Raw genomic sequence first — 20226 nt, 5'->3', positions numbered from 1 at the left:
AAGGTACCCTATTTTCATCCGATTGGCATATCTTTTTCGCAAGACCACTCGCCACAAGGCCTCAACGAAAAAACTTTTACTGATAGTCCTCACCGGGTATAGTACCGTCTTTTTACACTACGCTTCTTGTCACATAGTTTCGAAGAGTGACAAGGCACTCAAAAAGACGACAACAGCCTGGCCAACATCTGAGCCAGACGAGTTGACGAAAGGTTTACTTCATGAATTGGTTGCGTGATTTTGTTACAGGTTTCCTCATCGGTCTGGCAAACTTGATCCCCGGCGTTTCAGGTGGGACATTTGCCCTTATACTCGGCGTGTACGAGCGGTTAATCACCTTTCTGAACCGCCTTGGCATCAGGACTTTATTGGAACTTTTCCGCCTGCTATCTGACTGGTTTACCAGTGGGTTTTCAGCAACAAAGGGAAAAAAACTGCTCTCCCACCTCAAAGAGAACGACTACCATTTCATGACGGTCCTGCTGCTGGGCACCCTCACCTGCATCCTGGCTATGTCTTCAATGATGAAATTCCTGCTGCTCAACTATTTCACCTACACGTACGGCTATTTTTTCGGCCTTATAGTTCTCTCCGTCATCGTTCCCTGGCGAATGCTCAAATCGCCACGCGCTTCGCTGTTCATCCCAGCCCTGATTGGCATAATACTGACCGTAGGAGTCACCGCCGCAGTAAATCCTTATGACAAGGCTCTCAACAAATCCCAGCTGCTCGAACAAAAATACCTGGAGCAAACCACAAAAACCTTACAGCAAACGGATGAGACGAAGGGCACCCGGTTCGCCTATATCGAGAAATACAGCACAGGCGAGTATATCTACATTTTCTTTTGCGGGACTCTCGCCATATCAGCCATGGTACTCCCGGGTATTTCCGGCTCTCTGGTCCTCATCCTCTTAAACCAGTATTTTGCGGTGATCTCTGCTGTGGCCAATATCCGCGCCCTGCTACTCGACGACCTGCTGTTCCTCAGTTGCATGGCAGCAGGAATCGCGTTTGGCCTACTCAGTTTTGCACGGATTATACAATTCGCCTTTACTCGGTTCCATGATCGGATGATTGCCTTTCTGATAGGCCTTATCATCGGCTCACTCTACTCTCTCTGGCCCTTCAAGCAGGCCCACGTCATACCCGAGTTCTATATCAAGGAAGGGAGTGGAGTGGAAAAGATCACCAACCACATCGTCTATTCCAACGCGAATATCCTGCCGCAAGACACAACGACACTGCTGCTGGCTGCAACTGCCGTTGGCGCTGGGCTCATCACCATGTTCCTCTTTGTACGAAGCGATACAAAGGCAGCAGGCTCAGAGAATTAAACCAATTGAAAAAAGCAGGCTGGCAAAAAGGGAGAACTGGGCAGTTCTTGCCAAGGTCTGGTTGAGTTCACTTCCGACAGCCGATTCGACTTCACGAAACAACACAAAGGCCATTGGCCCACTGATCAGGGAGAGCAGTAGCATCGGGCCACCGACACCGGCTGCCAGAAGATAGAGGGGAACTGCGTACCACAGCAGAAGGAGCAGCCTATAGAACCAGACAGTATTCCTCCTGCCCAACCTGACTGCAAGGGTGTTTTTACCCGATGGAGCATCAGTAGGGATATCACGGAGGTTGTTAATAACCATGATTGCAGTGATGAGCAGCCCCGGAACAAAAGAAGCAACCAGCGATAGAGACGAAAACCGGCCAGCCTGCACATAGTAGGTACAACAGACCGCCACAGGACCAAAAAATATAAAAACAAACAGCTCGCCAAGACCATGGGAAGCGAGCGGATACGGCCCGCCGCTATATGCCAGGGCACCACAAACCGAAGCAACGGCAACAAGGAGCATCAACCACCCGCCGACAACAGCAAGATAACAAAAGATTAGGCCTGCAACAACCAGGCAGAGGACCATGCCCATCTTCACATGCGCTGCCGGAATAAGTCCGGACTGGGTAACTCGTACCGGACCGAGCCTTTTCTCAGAGTCGATCTCATTCTTTGCGTCAAAATAGTCATTTGCCAGGTTAACGGCAACCTGCAGCAAAAGGGCTACCAGAAATGCAGCCAGGGCGGGGAACAGCCTGAAGCCGCCAGCAAACAGGGCAACCGCCGTTCCGACAAGAACAGGTCCCGCAGCAGCAGGAAGGGTCTTCGGACGTATGGCCATCAGCCACAGCTGAAAACTGGAAATCTTCTTTTCACTCAAGGCCTGCACTCCTCCTCTCATCCAACATACAAGTGTTTTCCGACCTTTAGCTCAATCGAATATATAACAAAATAGAGGGATACACCAAGCAATCCCATGCCCATGATTCCCGTATACATCTCCGGATAAAGCAACACTTGGTAGGTCTCCACCACGATATAATAACCGAGGCCGTACTGGGTCAGCGACTGTTCCGCGATAAACAGGACGGCGACCGCCGTTCCCACCGATACACGAAGGGCTGTCAACACTGCGGGAAGTGATGCAGGCAGATACACCCAGCGAAACAAAGCCCTGCGTCCCGCTCCTAACGACTTAACCGAAAGGATCAGTTCCTTTCGTAGTCCTGCAGCTTCATCCCGAACCACCACCAGGATTTGGAAAAAGATAATGATAGCGATAAGGGTAATTTTCGACACATCGGAGATCCCCATCAGCACGTAGATAACCGGCAGGAAAATGATCTTCGGAATGGGATAAATAATGGCGATCAATGGGGCGACCAGCCTGTCAACCCTTGGCATCTGACCCAGGGCCAGCCCAAGCGGGGCGGCCGTTATCGTTGCCAGGAAAACAGCCGCAAGTACCCGACCACTGCTGGCCAGGAAATGAAGCCCCAGCTCTCCGAAAATGGCGCTGCAGAAAAGCGGTACAACGACAATGGGGGAAGGCAGTATCGGCCTGTTCAGCAGCATTGCCGCCATTTGCCAGAGTGCAAAAAACATCACCACCCCGACCAGGGTTCCAGTTATAGTCACTCTTTTTTTCATGTCAGCATGGCCCCGTTCGTATCCGCCGTATTCCAGCCAGCAAGTTTTGAGCGAAGGAGGGAACAGCTGTCCCGGAATTCCGAATCGTTTCTTTTATCAACTGAACCGGAGAGATGATTGTCAATAATAACAGGGTTACGATTGTTGCCGTTACCAAGAACAAGGATCTTTTGCCCAAGTACAACTGCCTCTTCAATATCGTGGGTAACCGTAACGGATGTAAGCCCCGATTCATCATGAAAGGTGTTCATGACCTTCTGCAGCTCCTCACGTATTGGGGCATCGAGGGCTGAGAATGGCTCGTCCATCAACAACAGGTCGGGCTGCAGCACCAAAGTCCTGGCAATGGCGGCACGCTGCCTTTGTCCACGGGATAGTTCAGCGGGGTATTTGTCACGGAATCCAGCAATACCAAGCCACTCCAACCAATAGTCAACACGCTTTTCAAGACGTGTTCGGTCCGTTTCCATATCTTTGGGGCTATGCACGCCATCGGGACCGTAATACTCCCTGATCTTTAAGCCCAACTTTGCATTCTGCAATACCGTGGCCCACGGGAGCAAACCGTGGTCCTGAAGGACCAGGCCGGTTCTCGGCCGGGCCCTGGTAATCGTCTCGCCCGCGATAACAATGCGACCGCCCACCGGCCTGATCATGCCTGCGATCAGAGAGAGTAGTGTGGTCTTGCCACAACCGGATGGGCCGATGATCGTCCAGGCCTCCCCACGTCCGATATGGAGGGAGAAATCACTGAACAGTTCACCGCCTTCCGCATAGCTATAGCTTATTCCTTCAAGCCTGATCACAAGATGTGCCGCCCCTATTTTATCAGGAAACGATCGGTAACCGAGTCTTCGTAAGCGACCGGTTCTTTCAGTATCTTCTTTGCAATCAACCATTTCACCGCATCCTCCCATTGATCACGAGAAACAGTTTTCCCCCTTGGAATCGGAGGAATTGCAAATGTTTGCCGGACGTTTTTGGGGACACGGATCTTACTGAGCATCAGAGCCCTGAAAGACTCCGGATCCGCATTGAGATCTGCGGCGGCCTTGTCCCATGCTACCATGAACTTTGCGACCGTTTGTTCTTTTTCTGAAATGGACTGCATTGAAAACGAAATAACACTGGCACTGAGATCCTTGGCTTCAAGATCGCTTACGACCTCCACGGCACCAGCCTGAATAGCGGCAAACCCCAAGGGATCTGGCAGGGTAGCGGCCGGTATCTGCCCGGCGAGCAAAAGCTGCAGTCTCTCCGGCAGGACAGGAACAGACCGGGTTACGATATCAGCAGTCGGCACACCACCTTTTTCCAACAACCGTTCGGTAATATATTCAATAACTGTGTTTTTTGAGACGCCGATGGGCACCTGCGCCAGTTCTTTTACCTCACTGACCTTAGAACCCGGGGCCGCAAGCACCCGGAAGAGGGGGGCGTTCTCGGCAGGTATACGTGCATATGAGATGATCTGCATTTGAGGAGATTGCCTGTTGAAAAGGGCGGCACCGGACACCTCGTTGATCATGCCGTCTATCCTGCCGGCCTGCATCAGTTGATCACGCTCCACTGCACTGCCAACCGGCAGCGGTTCAACAACGATACCTGCCTCCTTGAAATAGCCCTTTTCCTGGGCCACATAAACAGGCAACACATCCGGAATAGGCAGCAGGGCAAGCCTAAGCATATCCTTCTCGTTTTCCGCTGCCTGAACCATCCCGGATGCATGAAAGCTCATCAATAAAAGTACTGTAAGCAATTGTGTAACTATCTTCATATGACGTTGTATTTTTTTCATACGTTTACCTAAGAGAAATAATTTCTACGATAAGAACAAGCTGGTAAAGATAATCTCGGCGGTATCAGCTTACACACCGATTATGCATCTTCCAGCATTCACCGTCCCTGTAAAATAGTTTGCCTGAACCTGGTGAGCTCTTCAGCCGCCTCATCAATGCTGTCCGCATCTATCGTCACTTCGTAACGATAATCGCTCATACTGTTGCTGTAACGTTTGTCGTAATACTCGAGAAAAAGGATTCGCACCAACTCACGTAATTCCCGTTTCTTAACCATGCCGCACATTTCATTCACCCGTAAATGGCCGAGCCGGGGAATCAGCTTTTTCAGAATAGCGATGATCTTCTGTTCCTTCTTTTCATTGTCAACAGGATAGTCATCAACGATCCGGTCAATACGTTTTTCAAGGGGCGCCGTTATCAGTACAAGATGACCACGCTGCATTGCTCCGGCAAGTCCCGCCGGCAAATAGATATTCCCGAGTTTTCTGCTTTCCCCTTCAATGAAGTATGGTTCCTGGGTCAGCGTATGAATGAGATCATAGAGATGAGCGTCGAAATTCTTCTGACTGCGTGGCTTGAGACCGAGAGCCCCAAACAGGGAACTGCGGTGACGGGCCAACCCTTCAAGATCGATGGCGTGGTCAAGTCTTTGCAAAATCCGGGTTTTCCCCGTCCCGGTCAGGCCGTGGAGCACGATCAGGCCGGGCCTGAATTCATCCAGTTTCTCCAACAGAAGGTGCCGATACTCCTTATATCCCCCCTGCAGCTGCCAGGCAGTGAAACCGTAATCATTGAGAAGATTGACCACCGAGCGTGAACGCATACCTCCCCTGGCACAAAAGACTCCGATGTCACTCTGCCGATACGGTTCAAAGAGGGTAATAAACTCATCGAGCTTCGACTGAACCAGTTCAAAACCGGTGTCAGCAGCTTGTTTTGGTCCCCCATGCCGATAAATGGTACCAACGAGTTTTCGTTCATCATCATCAAACAGAGGGATATTGATACTGCCCGGCGGTGCTCCCTCTTTGTGTTCCTTGGCCGAACGCACATCGATTATGACCGACTGTGTAGCCATTGCCTCAGCAAAAGGGATCTGTCGGTCTGTACCACCTAATATCCGGGATTGTTCCACCATGAGATCAACGGCCTTTCGCCTCATACGGGCTACGATTTATCAACACCCTGCAAAAATCTAAAGGACTCATCGTCTCAAAACCTTCCACAGTCCCTTCTCACCCCTGCAGGCCATTCCTGCATAGGTATTACTGAACTCCCTGTTTTCAATATACTGGAGATATTGACGGCAATAGATGCCATCTTCCCGGACATAGGTGGCAAGAGGTGTCAGGGTAGACGATGCCTTGCCGGACCGGGTAATCCAGATATCACTCTGGCCGCTGGCATGATTTTCCAGAACCTGCTGGAACTGCTCCTGTAGCTGGAACACGTCTTTATCGTCGCCGGTAAACAAAAGCAGGTCCGGCATTACCGCCACCAGTTCTTTTCTGGTATCAGGTCTACTTCCCCTGTTGTCTCTTTCCTCAACAATCCAGTGTGACAAGGCTGGAGCATACTGGTAAGTACGGTACTCGCGAGCCGGTGACTTGGGGTAGGAGATGGAATCCCGATACCTGCTGCAGGCAATGGTCCAGGTATCAAATTCACCAACTGCGGCCATTGACCTTTCCTTCCCCTCAACTCCACACCGCCAGAATGAATCATACTGATTCACGATACCATCGCGTCCGGTCCACGTCCCAACCTCATCAAAGCTGGTCGAATTGCCAACTGCAAGCGGCCACAAACCGGACCTGGATTTTGAAAACAGGTATTCAGTATTTTTAAAAGACCTGAATCCGCGCCGGGTGGAGGTCTGCCAATGCGTTCTCTTATAGGTGAAATCTGAGGGCCCTCGTGACATATTCCCTTTGTAATTTACCCACTGGATACTGCTACCATCCGTTGCCACAACCCGCTCCCATGTACCGTTGGAATAGACATAGGTATCTCCGGCCCGGTAGGTCGGAACCGGTTCAGGCGGCAAGGTAATATCCAGAGCCACAATCGTTTCAACTTCAGTTTCCCGAGCAGCAGAGGGGATGGGAAACGATTGCCATTGACCAAGAAGACGCGGCTCCCAATTCTGAAAGTTCACCATGGTACCAATGTGCCCGACACGTCTCAAGGCAGCTCGACTCACAGTTGAAGGGACGTGCCCCCCTTCCCTGTTCAGTTGCGAACCGAACATCCCGTCCAGGGCAAACCGAAGGTTTCCGGAAAGAACAGACGCATCATCATCATTTAAGTCGCTGTCATCGATATGGTCGCTGTCGTCTTCCGCCTCATCGCCATCATCCGCGTCGTCTGAACCGTCATCTTCCTCTTCCGGATCTTCATCCTCTGCTTCATCTTCGCCAGCAGGGTCTTCTTCTGCCTCCTCCTCGTCGGAGGCTTCCTCTTCACTGCCCGTTTCGCCACCCTCAGCAACACCATCGCCGGACTCATCCCCACTCTCGCTGCTGTCTTCCCCAGAACTGCTGCCATCACCACCCGATGTCCCCTGGTCACCGGCATCCTCAGCGTAACTATCTACAACACCGGAAAAAGGCTGCGCAGCTACCAGCAGCAGAGCCACTACAAAAGCAAACAGTTTTGTCCTGTTTTCTTGTTTTGCGGCTCTGGCCGGGGTCCGGTTCTGCAACTCTTCTTCACACCTTTCTCTGCCTGGGGATTGCATTATAGTATCTCTTTTCTTAAAGGATCAGTTACTCGCCTGCCTTGACGTATGCTTCTCGAAGGCGTTGACCAATATAGGCAGTAAGACTTTTATCCGCTTCATACATATCAAAACAGTACCCGTCAGCGCCTGCCAAGCCGCCGGGGATTACCTCACCGAGACCATCCGGGTCTTCAATCATATCTTCATAAAAACATACCGATAGCCAGCGTTCCTCAGGATTATCATCAATCACATCTATCATCCCGAAAAGATTACGATCCTGCTGTCTAAGATGTTTAGGCCTCAGTGAGAAGCTGACTCCGGGCCTGGCAACCAGGCTAAGCTCGACATCCTTGATGTCGCGTACCGTATCATAAAGGGCAATAAAGCATTCACGCATCCCGCTCTCGTCATCCCACTGGCCGATAAAGGTTTCTATTTCTGCCTTACCGCCGGTTTCCTCACTCATAGCTTTTCTCCTCAGTTTCTGATGGCTACCCCTCATCTCTTTAGCATGAACAATTCGCACCTGTTTGAATCTGGTACCAAAATAGTATAAATTGAAGTTCCCGCAATTACTTTTAATCATAATAACAGGATTGTTTTCCATGCTTCTAATCGTCGCTCCGTCCAAGACCCAAAAGCCCATCCAAAACGACGCCCCATTCACAGAACCGCTCTTTTCCAGAGAGTGTGCGCACCTCAACCGCTACCTTGGTAAATTGAGCCTGGAAGACCTCTGCCGTCTTATGAAGATGAGTGAGAAACTGGGTCAGCTCACAGCCGGCAGGATAAAGAGTTTTCAGTTCCCGTTCACCCGTGAAAACAGCACCCAGGCGCTTTTCACCTTTCAGGGCGATAGTTATGATGCCCTTCGCCCGGCAGAATACTCCACCGAACAACTTCAACATGGCCAGGATCATCTCTGCATCCTCTCCGGGCTTTACGGCATACTGCGTCCGCTCGACCTGATGCAACCGTATCGCCTTGAGATGGCAACAAAACTTGAAACCGATAGCGGAAAAAATCTCTATGACTTCTGGGGCAACTCCCTGACAAATGCCATAAACGACATCTGCGGAAAAAAAGGCTACGACACCCTTATCAACCTCGCTTCTGCAGAATACTCAAAAAGTATCCGCCCAAAAGAGCTGCATCCAGCTTTTCTGACCATCACCTTCAAGGAAAAAAAGGGAGATGGTTACAAGACCATTCCCATCCACTCAAAAAGGGCTCGGGGGATGATAATTGATTATATGATTACGGAGTGCTTCTCAGAAGCCAGCCAGCTCAAGACATTTACCGGGGCAGGCTATCGTTTCAATGAAGAATTGACAACAGATACCGAGTGGATTTTCACCAGGGAATCTTAGCCCAGATTTCTCATCAGCTCAGACAGTTCCGAGTTCAAATTTTTTGACAGTAGATATAGCAGGCCATGGCCTGTTATATCTACTCCTGAAATACTGCCGAAACGGTGCCGCATAAGCTGGCTGAAATCTTTGGTGAACATCAGGACTGATCCTCATCCCCCGCAGAGTTTGAAACCAGTTTGATGATCGTATTGACGGCCCGGGGTACAGCTTGCCGGACTTCGTCACTCAATGGAATTCCCAGCTGATCGAAAACCGCACCCTCAATACCGACCAGTACGATATGTCCGGGTACCCGTTCGGGGTATAATCTGCGGCCGACCTCTATTGCTTCACGCACACCGATCCCGTGCCCGCTTACCGGGCGAGGGCCCATCACTGGAATCGCATGCCAGTCCAGGACATGGACCGTTCCCACAGGCCCTCCAAGTTGGACCGCATCCACCACTATCAGCTGATCCTCACCAGCCAATTCATCAAGCAGGTCGAGACCGCCGAGGCCTAAAAAACACAGCCGGGCTCCCTCAGGCAACCCGGCTCGTTTCAGTTCCTCGAAGACATCGGCGCCCGCCCCGTCGTCAGCCGCCAAGGCATTGCCGATACATATTATAAGGGTGTCCACACTATCTCCGGACACCACTGAAAGCCATGTTGAATGTACACCTTTCGCCGACAGTTATTGTCTTGGGCCGTGCGGGACAGCCGGCCAGCTCAGCCAGGATTCCGGCAACATAGTAGTGGAACATCTGGCAGATCTGACTGTCTATCTCCATATCACGCTGCAGACATACGGAACGGATCGGGCAGTGGTCAATATTGATAACCGCCTGGCCATTCTCAAAATGACCTTCAATCGCCATCTGCTGAATCCTGAAAATACGTACGAACTCCTCAAGAGCCGCTTCCGGTGTCTGCTCAGTCATGTGGGCTGGAAGGTTACTGGCCATTTTTCTACCCGCGGCAACCGCAAGTGATGGAGTCGACTTGCCGACAAAGGTTTCAATGGTGTCGACAAACATATCAAGCAGGAAGGAGACCTCCGTAAACGCCTTGTCGTAATCCTCTTTATCGAGGCTCAGCTCGTTTGTTCCAATCATAGAAATTTCTCCATCCGCTGGCTGAAATGTATATTGCGGTAAAAATTCTTTACTTCATGATGGTTGGTGTGGGTAATCGCCCCGGAGGGACAAATATAATCGCAGCTGAGACAGGCGATACAGTTACCAAGAGCCGTCACCACCGCTTTTTGGGTCTCGTCACTGAAGGAAAAACAATCAGTCGGACAAACATCGAGACATAATTTGCATCCCCTGCACGCTTTTTCATGAATGACCATCTCAAGCATCAGCTGCACCTCCGTATCTTCTTCACCAGTTCACTACGGTTCCTGATCTCCACCTCTAGGTCCATGCGGCCTATAGCGTGGGTCGAGCAAGCCAGGCACGGATCGTAGCAACGTACTACAAATTCCAGGCCGTTCAGCATTGTCTCTTCGTCTTCGCCCTTTTCGAGCAGGGCGTTGGCCCCTTCCTTGATCGACTTGTTGATAGCCGCTGTATTCTGCTGAGTGGCAATAATCATGTTTGCCGCGCGAACAATGCCCTTCTCATCAATCTCATAATCATGGATCAAGGTGCCGCGGGGTGCCTCCACATGAGCCACACCACGTGAACCGTTAAACGTTGCCGGGACCCTGGTTTCACCCTTAAGAGCCGGATTGTTAATGATCATATTAGCCTTTTCACAGGCATAGATGAGTTCGATCATCTTGGCATACATCTGGAGGATGGAGTTGTGACAAGGATGTCCAAAATTTTTCCTGAACTCTTCAAACTCCGCCTGGGCCAGGGGTGTCTCCATGCCTTCGACAACATTCATCCTGGCGAGCGTGGAAACACGGTACATATGTTCACCACCACCATGGTTGATAAAAACTTCCTTGGCATAGGAATTGGCTACCGCCCGCTCATGAATATACTCTTTATACGATGGCGCACTAAAGCCACACTGGATACTACCGGCACCATCAACAACCCGCAGTTCTCCATCATAGAAGTTGAGCTTACCGCCCTTTACCGTGCCCATGTACCAGGTGGGCATATTCAAATTATCGAGCAGTGTCGGGTTGTTATCAAAAAAATCAAGCAGCATCTTTTTGATACGTCCACTTAGCTCGCTCGATAAAGCAACTGCCTCTGCGGTCAGTTCCTGCAACCGTTGAAACTGGCCATCATTCAGCCTAAAGGAGATCCCGCCCGCAACCGCCGTCACCGGATGAATTCCCCGCCCGCCGATCGCCTCGTTGATCTTCTGGCCAAGGCTTCTGAGTCGTAAGCCTTTTTTGGTCAGCTCAGGTTCCGCTTCCACCATACCAACCACATTCTGCTTTGCGGCCTGCCCCTTGAGACCAAACACCAGGTCCGGGCCTGCAAGTATGAAAAGAGACAAAGCATGAGAGTGGATCACGTGCCCCATATACATAAACTCGCGAAGCAGTTTAGCCGCCTCCGGCGGCTCCACCCCGGCAGCATTGTCAAGTGCCTTGGCTGCTGCAAGATGATGGGCCGTCGGGCACACACCACAAATCCGTGCCGTCACCTGTGGCAGGGTTGCCGCCTCCATCCCAACCAGAATCCGCTCAAAACCACGCAATTCATTCACGCAGAAAAAAGCCTCATCGACCCTGCCGGCATCGTCACAATCCAGGAGAATCCGGGCATGGCCCTCGATCCTGGTAACCGGATCAATTTTAATTGTCTTCGACATTATGCTGCCTCCACATCTGCTATCCACTTCCGGATCAGGAAGGTGGGTTTATTGCCGATCATCTTGGTCGCCATGGCATAGGCGTAGTGGGTTTTTGCGGACTTTTCAATGTGGGTGATAATTGTTTCCGCAGGAATCTTTGTCAAGCGCGACATCCTGTCACTCACCTCGGTGCGGAGATCTCGTGTCGGTTCTGTCAGGATCTGCATGGTCGGCCCGGCACAGCCGGTACACATTACACCATGATTCGGACAAGGAGAGAGGCACCGATCGAGAGTTACCGAACCAAGACAAATATAGCCCTGGCTCAGAAAACAGATATCATCTTCCGGCATTCCTTCATGACTCCCCTTGATATCGGCCACATCAGTCTTCACCATGGTCCTGCTGCAGCCGCCACAGACTGTCTCTTGATTAACCCTTGGTTCCTTACCGTTTATTAATGCACTCAATCCCTCAAACACGAAATGGGGGTGCGGCGGACAACCGGGCAGATAAAGATCCACATCTATCACTTCATCAATAGGTGTCACCGTTTTTTCCAGGTTATCAACTTCCGCTGACGGGATAAAGTCTGTTTTCGTAGTCGGGCTCTTCTTATAGACATGGTCCATTATCTCTTCTTTGGTGTGGGCCAGCCCGGCACCGTGCAAGCCACCATAGACAGCACAGGTACCAAAGGCAATAATGGTCTTGCACTTTTTACGCATCTCGATGGCGGCGTGCCGATCGTGCTCGGTGCGGATGGAACCGGTCAGAATCCCTAACTCCGCCTCGGGATAATCTTTAACGTCGGTGAGAACAGGGCATTTTTGGATCTGAACCGATTCAAACAGGTTCATAATCTTTTCATGCAGGTCGACAAGAACCACATGACAACCACCGCAATCGCATAACCACTCCGTATTCAACCGTATCTTTTCTGAACTCATTCTATTTCCTCAGTCGTGTTATGCTTCCACCGTCAGTACTTTCAGACAGGCATTTTCCCCGGCATGCCCGATCTCAAGAGTTGTCTTCTTGCCCATGATCGTCTCAAGAGCACCGGCAAAAAATCCATACATCATGTTACACAAAGACCCCTGCTGCGGATGACCAAAACGAAATAGTGCCTGGCGGATCATGCAGTCCCGGAAGACGAGGAGCACCTGGGAGTTCCCCTTGTCGTTCAGGGTGACAAACTCAGTCTGTCCTTCCGGCTTAAAAGGTTCAAACCCCCAGAGGCAGTTGTTCGCCTCAAGTACCTTTCGCACCTCATCAATTGCCACCAGTAAATCGTCTGTATGTGCGGCATTTTCAGAAAATTTCCGGCCCAGATTACGTCCGGCAGACATGGTCATACTGTTCGCACCACGTCCCAGAATAGGTTCAATGCCGGCAGAAAGTGCGGCCATGAAGTTCATGGTCTCCTGCAGGGTCCGTCTTTTTTTCAATAATTCTTCCATATACTCCCTCATTTCACCACCATCCGTCATGCAACGGACTTCTTGAACACGAAGGTAAAATACAAATCCATCGCCTTGATAGGAGTCAGTTCCGGTCCGAGTGAAAAGGCCAAACGAATAGAACGAATCCATTAAAAACAAGAGATAAATTTACTGTGATTGCCTGCCAAATACAAGATAAAATTAGGAAAAGCCTAACAACATGCCGCACCATGATGACCCCAGGAACAGCTCGAAGAAAATGAAATCAAGGGAAATGAAGAATTATTCCAAAGTATAAGTCAGGACAACATGACTATGTTCAAGCTGGAATCAGTAACACAGAAAGGAAAAACTGGACAAAAAATCTCAGCCCGACCACCCATGTTGTCCAATCAGATCGACAAAACGGACACTGCTAAGCACTTCAACACGGACCTCACCTTCAGACTTGGTGAGTAACTGAAGTTCCTGTATCTGCTGGTCCCCGACCGGGATGATCAAACGTCCCGGATCAGCCAACTGGTCGATCAGAGGCTGAGGAATTTCAGGACCGCCTGCTGTTACGATAATCGCATCATAGGGCGCATTTTCAGGCCATCCCATGGTACCGTCATCAAGCTTGGCCACTATGTTAAAGTAGCGGAGTGCATCAAAGACCTTCCTGGCCGATGCCAGTAGCGTATTAATGCGTTCAATGGTATAAACCTGCTCACAGAGGCGCGACAGTACCGCAGCCTGATATCCCGAGCCGGTACCAATCTCAAGCACCCGCTCACTGCCCTTCAGCTGCAGGGCCTCGGTCATTGAGGCAACGATATACGGTTGCGAGATGGTCTGTCCCGCCGCGATAGGAAGAGGATAATCCCCATAGGCCCGCGCCCTCATGGCATCATCGACAAAGAGGTGCCTTGGCACAGTGGCCATCGCCTCAAGTGTACGTTGGTCACTTACACCACGGGCAACAATCTGCTCATGGACCATCTTTTCACGAATAGTGGAATACCTGTCGCTCACTGTGCGGTCTCTTGCCAATCGAAATCATCAGCCCAATCCAACTCACCATGGTCATAGGCCCCGTAAACACATTTAACAGCAATATTATCTTTTAGTATTACTGTCACCGTACCATAATTTTTTGGCCCGAAATACCTGCCGACAACAGGCGTACTCTTAAGGGCAGAACTTTCATACTCCCGGTACACCCATTTCTCAACACCTTCGGCAAGCACTTCCTGCTCGTCAGGCTCTCCCAGATAGGTGAGCACTTCCTCCCTGTCTGATGTGCCGACTTTAATCAACCCCGCATCCGAGGCAAGATGACGAACCGGTGTTGAGTAACAACCGGATAGTAAAAATACTGTCGTAATCAACAGAACCACATATCGTTTTACCGGACTCATTTTCTTCTCCATCTCAACAAGAGTAACAAACATTCAGCAGCTCTGTTGTTCCCCCAAAAACACTTTATCCAGGCAGGCTTTCATTTCAGGACAGCTTCGGACGGCGGAAGTTCTATATAAACAAAGACCGGGGTATCGTGCAACGTATAAACCCGTTACCCAGTACCCCGATCCTCAGAATTCTACGTAAAATGAAAATCAGTCTCCGATTGCCCTGTTTAAAATCTTGTAATTCCTCTCCACCATTACCAGGGGATCGACTACAAGACCGGCCTGAATCATGGCATTGTCGTAGATCTGCAGCGCCACGTCGGAGGCAAAATCCGTATCTTCCTTCTGCAGTTCTGCAAGCCGTTTAATGATCGGGTTTTTCGGGTTAATTTCAAGATTTTTCCTGGATCCCCCGTCAAGGCCAAGACCTTTTTCAGCACGACTGGCGGCAAGTACGCGTTCCATGGAAGAAGTCATATAGCCGTCGGGATTGACGATCATGGCCGGGGCATCAACCAGCCTCTTGGACACAATGACATCAGCGACCTGGTCTTTCAGGGTCTCCTTAAGCCAGCTGACAAGAGAATCAGCCGCTTCGTCTTCAAGCTTCTGCTCTTCTTTGTCATCTGTATCCTCATCCTTTCCTCCACCGCTTTCCGGAATAGAAAGATCAGCCCTGTCGGCAGAAACCAGTTTCTTGCCGTCGAACTCTGCCAGATGACTGAGAACAAAATCGTCGATAGGCTCCAGTGTGTAGATAATCTCGATATCCTTTTTCCTGAACATCTCCACATAAGGACCCGCCTCTATGGCAGCACGGCTTGGACCGTTAATATAATAAATCTCCTCCTGATCCGGATTCATGCGCAGCACGTAATCGGCGAGAGAAACTGGTTTCCCCTTATCCGACTTGGATGATTCAAACCGGAGCAGCTTACCAAGCTCCTTCTGGTATTCGTAATCGCTGGTAGCACCCTCTTTTATAAAGATGCCAAAGGTAGACCAGAACTCGAGATACTTCTCTTCATCTTTTTTAGCCTCTTCATCAAGATATTTCAAAAACCTCTTGGTGACCACCTTACGCAGCTTGGCAACCAGTGCATTATCCTGAAGCGCCTGTCTGGAAATATTAAGAGGCAGGTCCTCACTATCGACCACGCCTTTCAGGAATCGCAACCATTCCGGCAGAATATTCTTGGAGTGCTGATCGATAAGGATACGTTGACAGTAGAGGTTGACACCCGGATCCATCTTACCGAAGCCGAGCACCTCAAAATTCTCTTTTGGCGCAAAAAGCAACGCATTAATCATGAGTGGGGCGTCGGCAGTGAAATGCAACCGATAGACCGGTTCATCCACGGCATTTCCGACAAATTTATAAAACTCGGTATATTCATCCTCACTGATCTCCGAGCGGTTCCGGGTCCACAAAGCTTGTACGGTGTTGACGGTTTCCCCTTCCAGCTTGATCGGGAATGGCACAAAGGAGGAGTAGCGTTTGACGACAGACTCGACCTTAAACTTCTGGGCATATTCCTGGGCGTCATCTTTAAGTTCCACGATTATTTTCGTCCCCCGCCTCAGCCCTTCCAGCTCTGTAATGCTAAAGGAACCGGACCCGTCAGAAAGCCACTCGTGCCCCTCACTGCCATCCCATGATCGACTTTGCACCCTTACACTCTTACCGGCCATAAAAGCTGCATAAAAACCCACACCGAACTGGCCGATCAGATTAACATCTTTTTGTACCGCCTCGGCAAGTTCCGTCAAAAAGGTGTTGGAACCGGAATGGGCAATGGTACCCAGATTATGCTCGAGCTCGTCTCGAGTCATACCGATTCCGGTATCGGTTATGGTCAGTAAATGTTTTTCTTCGTCGAGATCAATGGTGATCTCAAGAGGCACATGATCATCGAATACATCCTCGGATGTCAGGCTCTCATGCCTGAACTTCTCCAGTGCATCAGCACTGTTGGATATCAATTCACGGATGAACACGTCCCTTTCGGTATAAAGGGAGTTAATTACGATATCGAGAAGTTTCTTCGTTTCAGCCTGAAACTCATAGGTTTTTGTCTTGTCACTCATTCTCTTCACCTCAACATGATTTTCACTACGATCGGCAATGGCGCGCGAACGATGCTTTCCATTGCATTTTCTCTAAAAGTCGGCGAAAATGTTAACCATGGAACACAAAGTGTCAAGAGATGCTTCCACCTTGCTGTATCGCGACTGTTTCCGGTCAATTTCATGGAGGATTCCTTTATGAGAATCATAGCCTTCGGTGACATCCACATGGCCACCCACATGGTTGCGGGTATTCCTGATGTTGAATCTGCGGACCTGATGATAGCCACCGGTGACCTCACCAATTACGGGAAACAAAAGGATGCCAAAAGAGTCCTGGATGACCTGCTTGGATACAACCGAAACCTGCTGGCACTGATCGGCAATCTTGATAACTTTGAAATTAATGACTACCTTGAAGGTCTCGGTCTGAACCTCCACCGCCAGGCCAGGCTGCTGGAAAGGAAAATATGTCTGCTTGGTGCCGGAGGCTCAAACCACACACCTTTTGGCACCCCGGCGGAGTTTTCCGAAAATGAGCTGACCGATGTACTGACTGACGCTCATCAAGAGGGGCAGGATTTCATATCCTTGACCCTGCCGGACGCAAGGTCAGGGATTCCGGTTATTCTGATCTCCCATGTACCACCTTACAACACCAAGGTGGATATGTTGCGAAACGGTAAGCATGTCGGTTCAAGCGCCGTCAGGAGCTACATAGAACAACATCAACCTGATGTGTGCATCACCGGCCACATACACGAAGCAAGAGGTGAAGACCACATCGGCAAAACACACATTGTTAATCCCGGAGCGCTCATACAGGGCGGCTGGGTCGAAATAACCTATATTCAATCTACCCTTCAGGCAACACTTCACTAAATTTCATGAAACGACGAAATACCATTATTATTGGCGGCGGCCTTACCGGCCTCACCGTCGCTCATAAACTGCGCCTCGACAATCCCGATCATAAACTTTTACTCCTTGAAAAAAGCGACCGCACCGGCGGTGTAATACGCACCCATAAAGAAGATGGTTATATCTCTGAAATCGGCCCTCACGGATTTCTAGACAATTGCACGGAGAGCAAGGACCTGTTACGTGAGACAGGCCTTGATAAAGAGGTGGTCCAGGCACCCCTTATTGATTTTGTCCGCTATGTCTATCTGCGCAAAAAACTCCAGTGCATCCCTCAAACACCGCTTAAAATATCCATGGCCCCACTCATTTCCTGGAAAGACAAATTCAGGGTACTGGCAGAGGCCTGGCAACCCCCTCTTGAGGGGGAACCAACTGTTGCCAAATGGGCGGCCCATCGATTCGGCTCCGCCTTGCTGCCTTATGTCGATGCAGTTTTCACCGGCACCTATGCAGGAGATTATGACAGGCTCTCTATTGATGCGGTGATGCCGGGCGTCCGTAAACTTGAAAAGGAACACGGTTCCGTAATTAAAGGTGTGTTCAAAAAGATGGCGGCCGCCAGAAAGAAAAACGGCAAGAATAAAAAAATCGGCATGCCCGCCATGACAAGCTTTCCGGACGGCATGCAAAGACTGCCTGAACGACTGGCAGAAAGTCTTCAGTTGGGAGAGGAACTTTTGCTTGGCTGTCCGGCTACGTCCATATCAAGAACAGAAGAGGGCTGGCAGGTACAGACGGGTACTGGCCTGTATGAAGCAGATAATCTGGTCCTGGCGGTTCCTGTAAACACCGCGCTTAAACTTTTACGTAATATCTCGGGTGACGCACCGCTCACATCAACACCAGGTGCCTGGATCAGCACCGCTGTGTTCGGTTTTGGCCCGGGTAATAGTCTGCCGCCCGGATTTGGCTTCCTTATACCGGAATCCGAAAAGACATTTACCCTCGGTTCCCTTTTCACCTCCAACATGTTTCCAGGCCGGGCACCAGATGGGCATATTGTTTTTGAAACCCTCATAGGAGGGAGAAGGCATCCGGAACGGCTTGAGCTCGACGAGGAAGAGATCATCAAGCGGGCACGCACCGAGGTGAAGGAAATTTTAGGCATTACCGATGAACCACTCTACACAAAATATTACCGGGCAGACAGCCCCATACCCCAACTTGAAAAAGGGTATACCTCACTGCTCGCATGGCGGGACAAGCTGATGCAGGAGATGGAGGGACTGCATATCTGCGGTTTCGGCTGGGAAGGAATCGGCCTCAATGACATGATGAAAACAGCCACCCGGGTTGCCAGGGCAGTAAAAGAATCACGGACAAGCGGAAGCATTGAGACAGAGGTAAAAAAAGTATATTTTTAATTGAGCTCCATGACTATCACAAAACAAAAAGGGCCGGATGAAGTGTCATCCGGCCCTTTTTTTGTGCAACAATTTAAACAGCTACAGGCTTTTAATCTTCCCACTGAGCAATTCGACCTGGGCATTCACAGAGGTGTCGCGAACAGCCAGGTTCGTCACTTTCTTGATGGAGTGAAGAACCGTGGAGTGGTCTCGATTAAAGGCCCTGCCGATATCAGCCAAAGAATCTTCTGTATGCTTACGGCACAGATACATGGCAACCTGACGGGGAAAGGTAAATCTTTTCTTACGTGACTTGGATTGCAGCTCCTTCATTGAAACCTGAAACTGCTTGGCAATCAGTTCACTGATCATCTCAACCGTCATAGCCTTACCAACGCCAACCACATCGGCCACTACCTCACGGATCATATCTATATCGATATAGCCGTCTGTCAGTCGTGACTTAGCCCGTATCGCCACAATTGCAGACTCGACCTGCCTGACATCTCCACGAATATGCTGAGCCAGGAATTCCGAATAATCAGAATCAAGCGCCAGATTGTGCTGACTGGCCTTATTGATAACGATGCGTTGTCGGGTGGAGATATCCGGGGCCTTAATCGAGGTGATTAAACCTGAAGACATACGAGACCGGAATTCTTCATCAATACCATCCAGCTCCCGGGGTGCCCTATTTGAGGTTACTATAACCTGTTTACCTGTCTTGATAAGGGCATCGAGCAGTTCATTCAACTCCTCCTGGGTCTTCTTCTTCCCTTTTAAGGTGTGAATATCTTCAACCATGAGCATATCACATTGATCGTGATATTTACTTTTAAAGGCATCCATGGTCCTGGACTGTATATTCCTGACCATCTCCGAGGCAAACTGCTGGGCAGTCACGTACCTCAACCGAGTCATGGGTGATTCAGCAAACACCTTATGAGCCACGGCATGGGTTAAGTGGCTCTTGCCAAGACCCGTGTCACTATTGATATAGAGACAAGGACCAATACTGTCATCAAGCATGGACATCGATCGGCAGGCTGATTCCGCCAGGATGTTCGACTCGCCCACCATATATTGATCAAAGGTGTAGCGAGGATGCAGCGTTCTCAGGGTTGAATTATTTTCCGGAATATTGGGCAGCCGCAGCTGCCCTTTTGCAGCACCGACCGTCACCGGCTTGCTTTCACCCTCAAACAGAAGAACCCGCCTTTTCATTTCGCCTGTCTGCTCAACCATCTCTTCAATGCTTGAAAGATAGTGCTGGTTGATATAGGCACTGAAATACCTGTCCGGACTCTTCAGTAAGATTGCATCATCCCTCACCTCAAGACACTCCAAAGGCTCTATCCAAAGATTATAAACAGAGCTCGAAAGAGCATCCTTTAATCGTTCCTGCGTCTTCTCCCATATCAT

General features: G+C 50.1%; 21 protein-coding genes. 4 read left to right on the top strand and 17 right to left on the bottom strand.

Features of this window, described 5'->3' with window-relative positions; all coding sequences use genetic code 11:
- Window positions 1-221 precede the first annotated feature (221 nt).
- Window positions 222-1337: a DUF368 domain-containing protein gene (locus GA520_RS00105; protein WP_163336999.1), complete on the top strand. Its 1116-nt coding sequence runs from the start codon at window positions 222-224 to the stop codon at window positions 1335-1337.
- Here the strand turns inward: GA520_RS00105 and GA520_RS00100 are convergent.
- The 7 genes from GA520_RS00100 to GA520_RS00070 form a co-directional block, all read right to left on the bottom strand.
- On the bottom strand, window positions 1326-2216 hold the full coding sequence (locus GA520_RS00100; RefSeq protein WP_205749220.1) for a 1,4-dihydroxy-2-naphthoate polyprenyltransferase: 891 nt from the start codon (window positions 2214-2216) through the stop codon (window positions 1326-1328). The genes GA520_RS00105 and GA520_RS00100 overlap by 12 nt on opposite strands.
- Before the next feature lie 17 nt (window positions 2217-2233).
- A complete protein-coding gene (locus GA520_RS00095; protein WP_163336997.1) occupies window positions 2234-2986 on the bottom strand; it encodes an ABC transporter permease in 753 nt (250 codons plus the stop codon).
- Window positions 2983-3885 carry an ABC transporter ATP-binding protein gene (locus GA520_RS00090; RefSeq protein WP_163336996.1) on the bottom strand — a complete coding sequence of 301 codons (903 nt, stop codon included), beginning with the start codon at window positions 3883-3885 and terminating at the stop codon, window positions 2983-2985. Before GA520_RS00090 ends, GA520_RS00095 begins: the two co-directional genes overlap by 4 nt.
- Complete coding sequence (locus GA520_RS00085; RefSeq protein WP_163336995.1) at window positions 3807-4784, bottom strand: ABC transporter substrate-binding protein; 978 nt, start codon at window positions 4782-4784, stop codon at window positions 3807-3809. The genes GA520_RS00090 and GA520_RS00085 overlap by 79 nt, the downstream gene beginning before the upstream one ends.
- Window positions 4785-4882: 98 nt before the next feature.
- Window positions 4883-5950, bottom strand: a complete 1068-nt coding sequence (gene mnmH / locus GA520_RS00080; protein ID WP_163336994.1) for a tRNA 2-selenouridine(34) synthase MnmH — start codon at window positions 5948-5950, stop codon at window positions 4883-4885.
- A gap of 42 nt (window positions 5951-5992) precedes the next feature.
- The gene (locus tag GA520_RS00075) at window positions 5993-7528 is read right to left on the bottom strand and encodes a hypothetical protein (RefSeq protein ID WP_163336993.1); all 1536 of its coding nucleotides are present in this window, start codon (window positions 7526-7528) and stop codon (window positions 5993-5995) included.
- Between the two features lie 28 nt (window positions 7529-7556).
- Complete coding sequence (locus tag GA520_RS00070) at window positions 7557-7979, bottom strand: hypothetical protein (RefSeq protein ID WP_163336992.1); 423 nt, start codon at window positions 7977-7979, stop codon at window positions 7557-7559.
- A gap of 139 nt (window positions 7980-8118) precedes the next feature.
- Here GA520_RS00070 and yaaA point away from each other — a divergent pair, with 139 nt between their 5' ends.
- Window positions 8119-8883, top strand: coding sequence for a peroxide stress protein YaaA (yaaA, locus tag GA520_RS00065; protein ID WP_163336991.1), 765 nt, complete (start codon window positions 8119-8121; stop codon window positions 8881-8883).
- Window positions 8884-9022: 139 nt separating this feature from the next.
- Here yaaA and GA520_RS00060 read toward each other — a convergent pair whose 3' ends face one another.
- The 9 genes from GA520_RS00060 to htpG form a co-directional block, all read right to left on the bottom strand.
- A complete protein-coding gene (locus tag GA520_RS00060; protein ID WP_163336990.1) occupies window positions 9023-9505 on the bottom strand; it encodes a hydrogenase maturation protease in 483 nt (160 codons plus the stop codon).
- Window position 9506: 1 nt separating this feature from the next.
- A complete protein-coding gene (locus GA520_RS00055; RefSeq protein WP_163336989.1) occupies window positions 9507-9980 on the bottom strand; it encodes a hypothetical protein in 474 nt (157 codons plus the stop codon).
- Complete coding sequence (locus GA520_RS00050) at window positions 9977-10228, bottom strand: ferredoxin family protein (protein ID WP_163336988.1); 252 nt, start codon at window positions 10226-10228, stop codon at window positions 9977-9979. Before GA520_RS00050 ends, GA520_RS00055 begins: the two co-directional genes overlap by 4 nt.
- Complete coding sequence (locus GA520_RS00045; RefSeq protein ID WP_163336987.1) at window positions 10228-11649, bottom strand: Ni/Fe hydrogenase subunit alpha; 1422 nt, start codon at window positions 11647-11649, stop codon at window positions 10228-10230. Before GA520_RS00045 ends, GA520_RS00050 begins: the two co-directional genes overlap by 1 nt.
- On the bottom strand, window positions 11649-12581 hold the full coding sequence (locus GA520_RS00040; RefSeq protein WP_163336986.1) for a methyl viologen-reducing hydrogenase: 933 nt from the start codon (window positions 12579-12581) through the stop codon (window positions 11649-11651). The genes GA520_RS00045 and GA520_RS00040 overlap by 1 nt, the downstream gene beginning before the upstream one ends.
- A gap of 18 nt (window positions 12582-12599) precedes the next feature.
- The gene (locus GA520_RS00035; RefSeq protein ID WP_163336985.1) at window positions 12600-13094 is read right to left on the bottom strand and encodes a hypothetical protein; all 495 of its coding nucleotides are present in this window, start codon (window positions 13092-13094) and stop codon (window positions 12600-12602) included.
- A 348-nt stretch (window positions 13095-13442) separates the two neighbouring features.
- Entirely contained in the window at window positions 13443-14057 is a 615-nt protein-coding gene (locus GA520_RS00030) for a protein-L-isoaspartate(D-aspartate) O-methyltransferase (protein WP_163337281.1), read from the bottom strand.
- A gap of 29 nt (window positions 14058-14086) precedes the next feature.
- The gene (locus GA520_RS00025; RefSeq protein ID WP_163336984.1) at window positions 14087-14509 is read right to left on the bottom strand and encodes a hypothetical protein; all 423 of its coding nucleotides are present in this window, start codon (window positions 14507-14509) and stop codon (window positions 14087-14089) included.
- A gap of 165 nt (window positions 14510-14674) precedes the next feature.
- Window positions 14675-16555: a molecular chaperone HtpG gene (gene htpG, locus GA520_RS00020; protein ID WP_163336983.1), complete on the bottom strand. Its 1881-nt coding sequence runs from the start codon at window positions 16553-16555 to the stop codon at window positions 14675-14677.
- Between the two features lie 177 nt (window positions 16556-16732).
- Between htpG and GA520_RS00015 the strand changes: the two genes are divergently transcribed.
- The gene (locus GA520_RS00015; RefSeq protein WP_163336982.1) at window positions 16733-17416 is read left to right on the top strand and encodes a metallophosphoesterase; all 684 of its coding nucleotides are present in this window, start codon (window positions 16733-16735) and stop codon (window positions 17414-17416) included.
- Between the two features lie 5 nt (window positions 17417-17421).
- Window positions 17422-18822 carry a protoporphyrinogen oxidase gene (gene hemG / locus GA520_RS00010; RefSeq protein ID WP_163336981.1) on the top strand — a complete coding sequence of 467 codons (1401 nt, stop codon included), beginning with the start codon at window positions 17422-17424 and terminating at the stop codon, window positions 18820-18822.
- Window positions 18823-18903: 81 nt separating this feature from the next.
- On the opposite strand, the gene dnaA is transcribed toward hemG, so the two are convergent.
- Window positions 18904-20226, bottom strand: a complete 1323-nt coding sequence (gene dnaA, locus GA520_RS00005) for a chromosomal replication initiator protein DnaA (RefSeq protein WP_167528808.1) — start codon at window positions 20224-20226, stop codon at window positions 18904-18906.

The sequence above is a fragment of the Desulfopila sp. IMCC35008 genome (assembly GCF_010646885.2).
Taxonomy (GTDB): Bacteria; Desulfobacterota; Desulfobulbia; order Desulfobulbales; family Desulfocapsaceae; genus Desulfopila.
This window is presented reverse-complemented; position numbering and strand designations above follow the sequence as displayed.

What these genes read in the sequence shown, in the direction of transcription:
- GA520_RS00105 (WP_163336999.1), top strand. Translation starts at nt 222, where the DNA reads ATGAATTGGTTGCGTGATTTTGTTACAGGTTTCCTCATCGGTCTGGCA.
- GA520_RS00095 (WP_163336997.1), bottom strand. Translation starts at nt 2,986, where the DNA reads ATGAAAAAAAGAGTGACTATAACTGGAACCCTGGTCGGGGTGGTGATG.
- GA520_RS00090 (WP_163336996.1), bottom strand. Translation starts at nt 3,885, where the DNA reads ATGGTTGATTGCAAAGAAGATACTGAAAGAACCGGTCGCTTACGAAGA.
- GA520_RS00085 (WP_163336995.1), bottom strand. Translation starts at nt 4,784, where the DNA reads ATGAAAAAAATACAACGTCATATGAAGATAGTTACACAATTGCTTACA.
- mnmH (WP_163336994.1), bottom strand. Translation starts at nt 5,950, where the DNA reads ATGAGGCGAAAGGCCGTTGATCTCATGGTGGAACAATCCCGGATATTA.
- GA520_RS00075 (WP_163336993.1), bottom strand. Translation starts at nt 7,528, where the DNA reads ATGCAATCCCCAGGCAGAGAAAGGTGTGAAGAAGAGTTGCAGAACCGG.
- GA520_RS00070 (WP_163336992.1), bottom strand. Translation starts at nt 7,979, where the DNA reads ATGAGTGAGGAAACCGGCGGTAAGGCAGAAATAGAAACCTTTATCGGC.
- yaaA (WP_163336991.1), top strand. Translation starts at nt 8,119, where the DNA reads ATGCTTCTAATCGTCGCTCCGTCCAAGACCCAAAAGCCCATCCAAAAC.
- GA520_RS00055 (WP_163336989.1), bottom strand. Translation starts at nt 9,980, where the DNA reads ATGATTGGAACAAACGAGCTGAGCCTCGATAAAGAGGATTACGACAAG.
- GA520_RS00050 (WP_163336988.1), bottom strand. Translation starts at nt 10,228, where the DNA reads ATGCTTGAGATGGTCATTCATGAAAAAGCGTGCAGGGGATGCAAATTA.
- GA520_RS00045 (WP_163336987.1), bottom strand. Translation starts at nt 11,649, where the DNA reads ATGTCGAAGACAATTAAAATTGATCCGGTTACCAGGATCGAGGGCCAT.
- GA520_RS00040 (WP_163336986.1), bottom strand. Translation starts at nt 12,581, where the DNA reads ATGAGTTCAGAAAAGATACGGTTGAATACGGAGTGGTTATGCGATTGC.
- GA520_RS00035 (WP_163336985.1), bottom strand. Translation starts at nt 13,094, where the DNA reads ATGGAAGAATTATTGAAAAAAAGACGGACCCTGCAGGAGACCATGAAC.
- GA520_RS00030 (WP_163337281.1), bottom strand. Translation starts at nt 14,057, where the DNA reads ATGGTCCATGAGCAGATTGTTGCCCGTGGTGTAAGTGACCAACGTACA.
- GA520_RS00025 (WP_163336984.1), bottom strand. Translation starts at nt 14,509, where the DNA reads ATGTTTGTTACTCTTGTTGAGATGGAGAAGAAAATGAGTCCGGTAAAA.
- htpG (WP_163336983.1), bottom strand. Translation starts at nt 16,555, where the DNA reads ATGAGTGACAAGACAAAAACCTATGAGTTTCAGGCTGAAACGAAGAAA.
- GA520_RS00015 (WP_163336982.1), top strand. Translation starts at nt 16,733, where the DNA reads ATGAGAATCATAGCCTTCGGTGACATCCACATGGCCACCCACATGGTT.
- hemG (WP_163336981.1), top strand. Translation starts at nt 17,422, where the DNA reads ATGAAACGACGAAATACCATTATTATTGGCGGCGGCCTTACCGGCCTC.
- dnaA (WP_167528808.1), bottom strand. Translation starts at nt 20,226, where the DNA reads ATGATATGGGAGAAGACGCAGGAACGATTAAAGGATGCTCTTTCGAGC.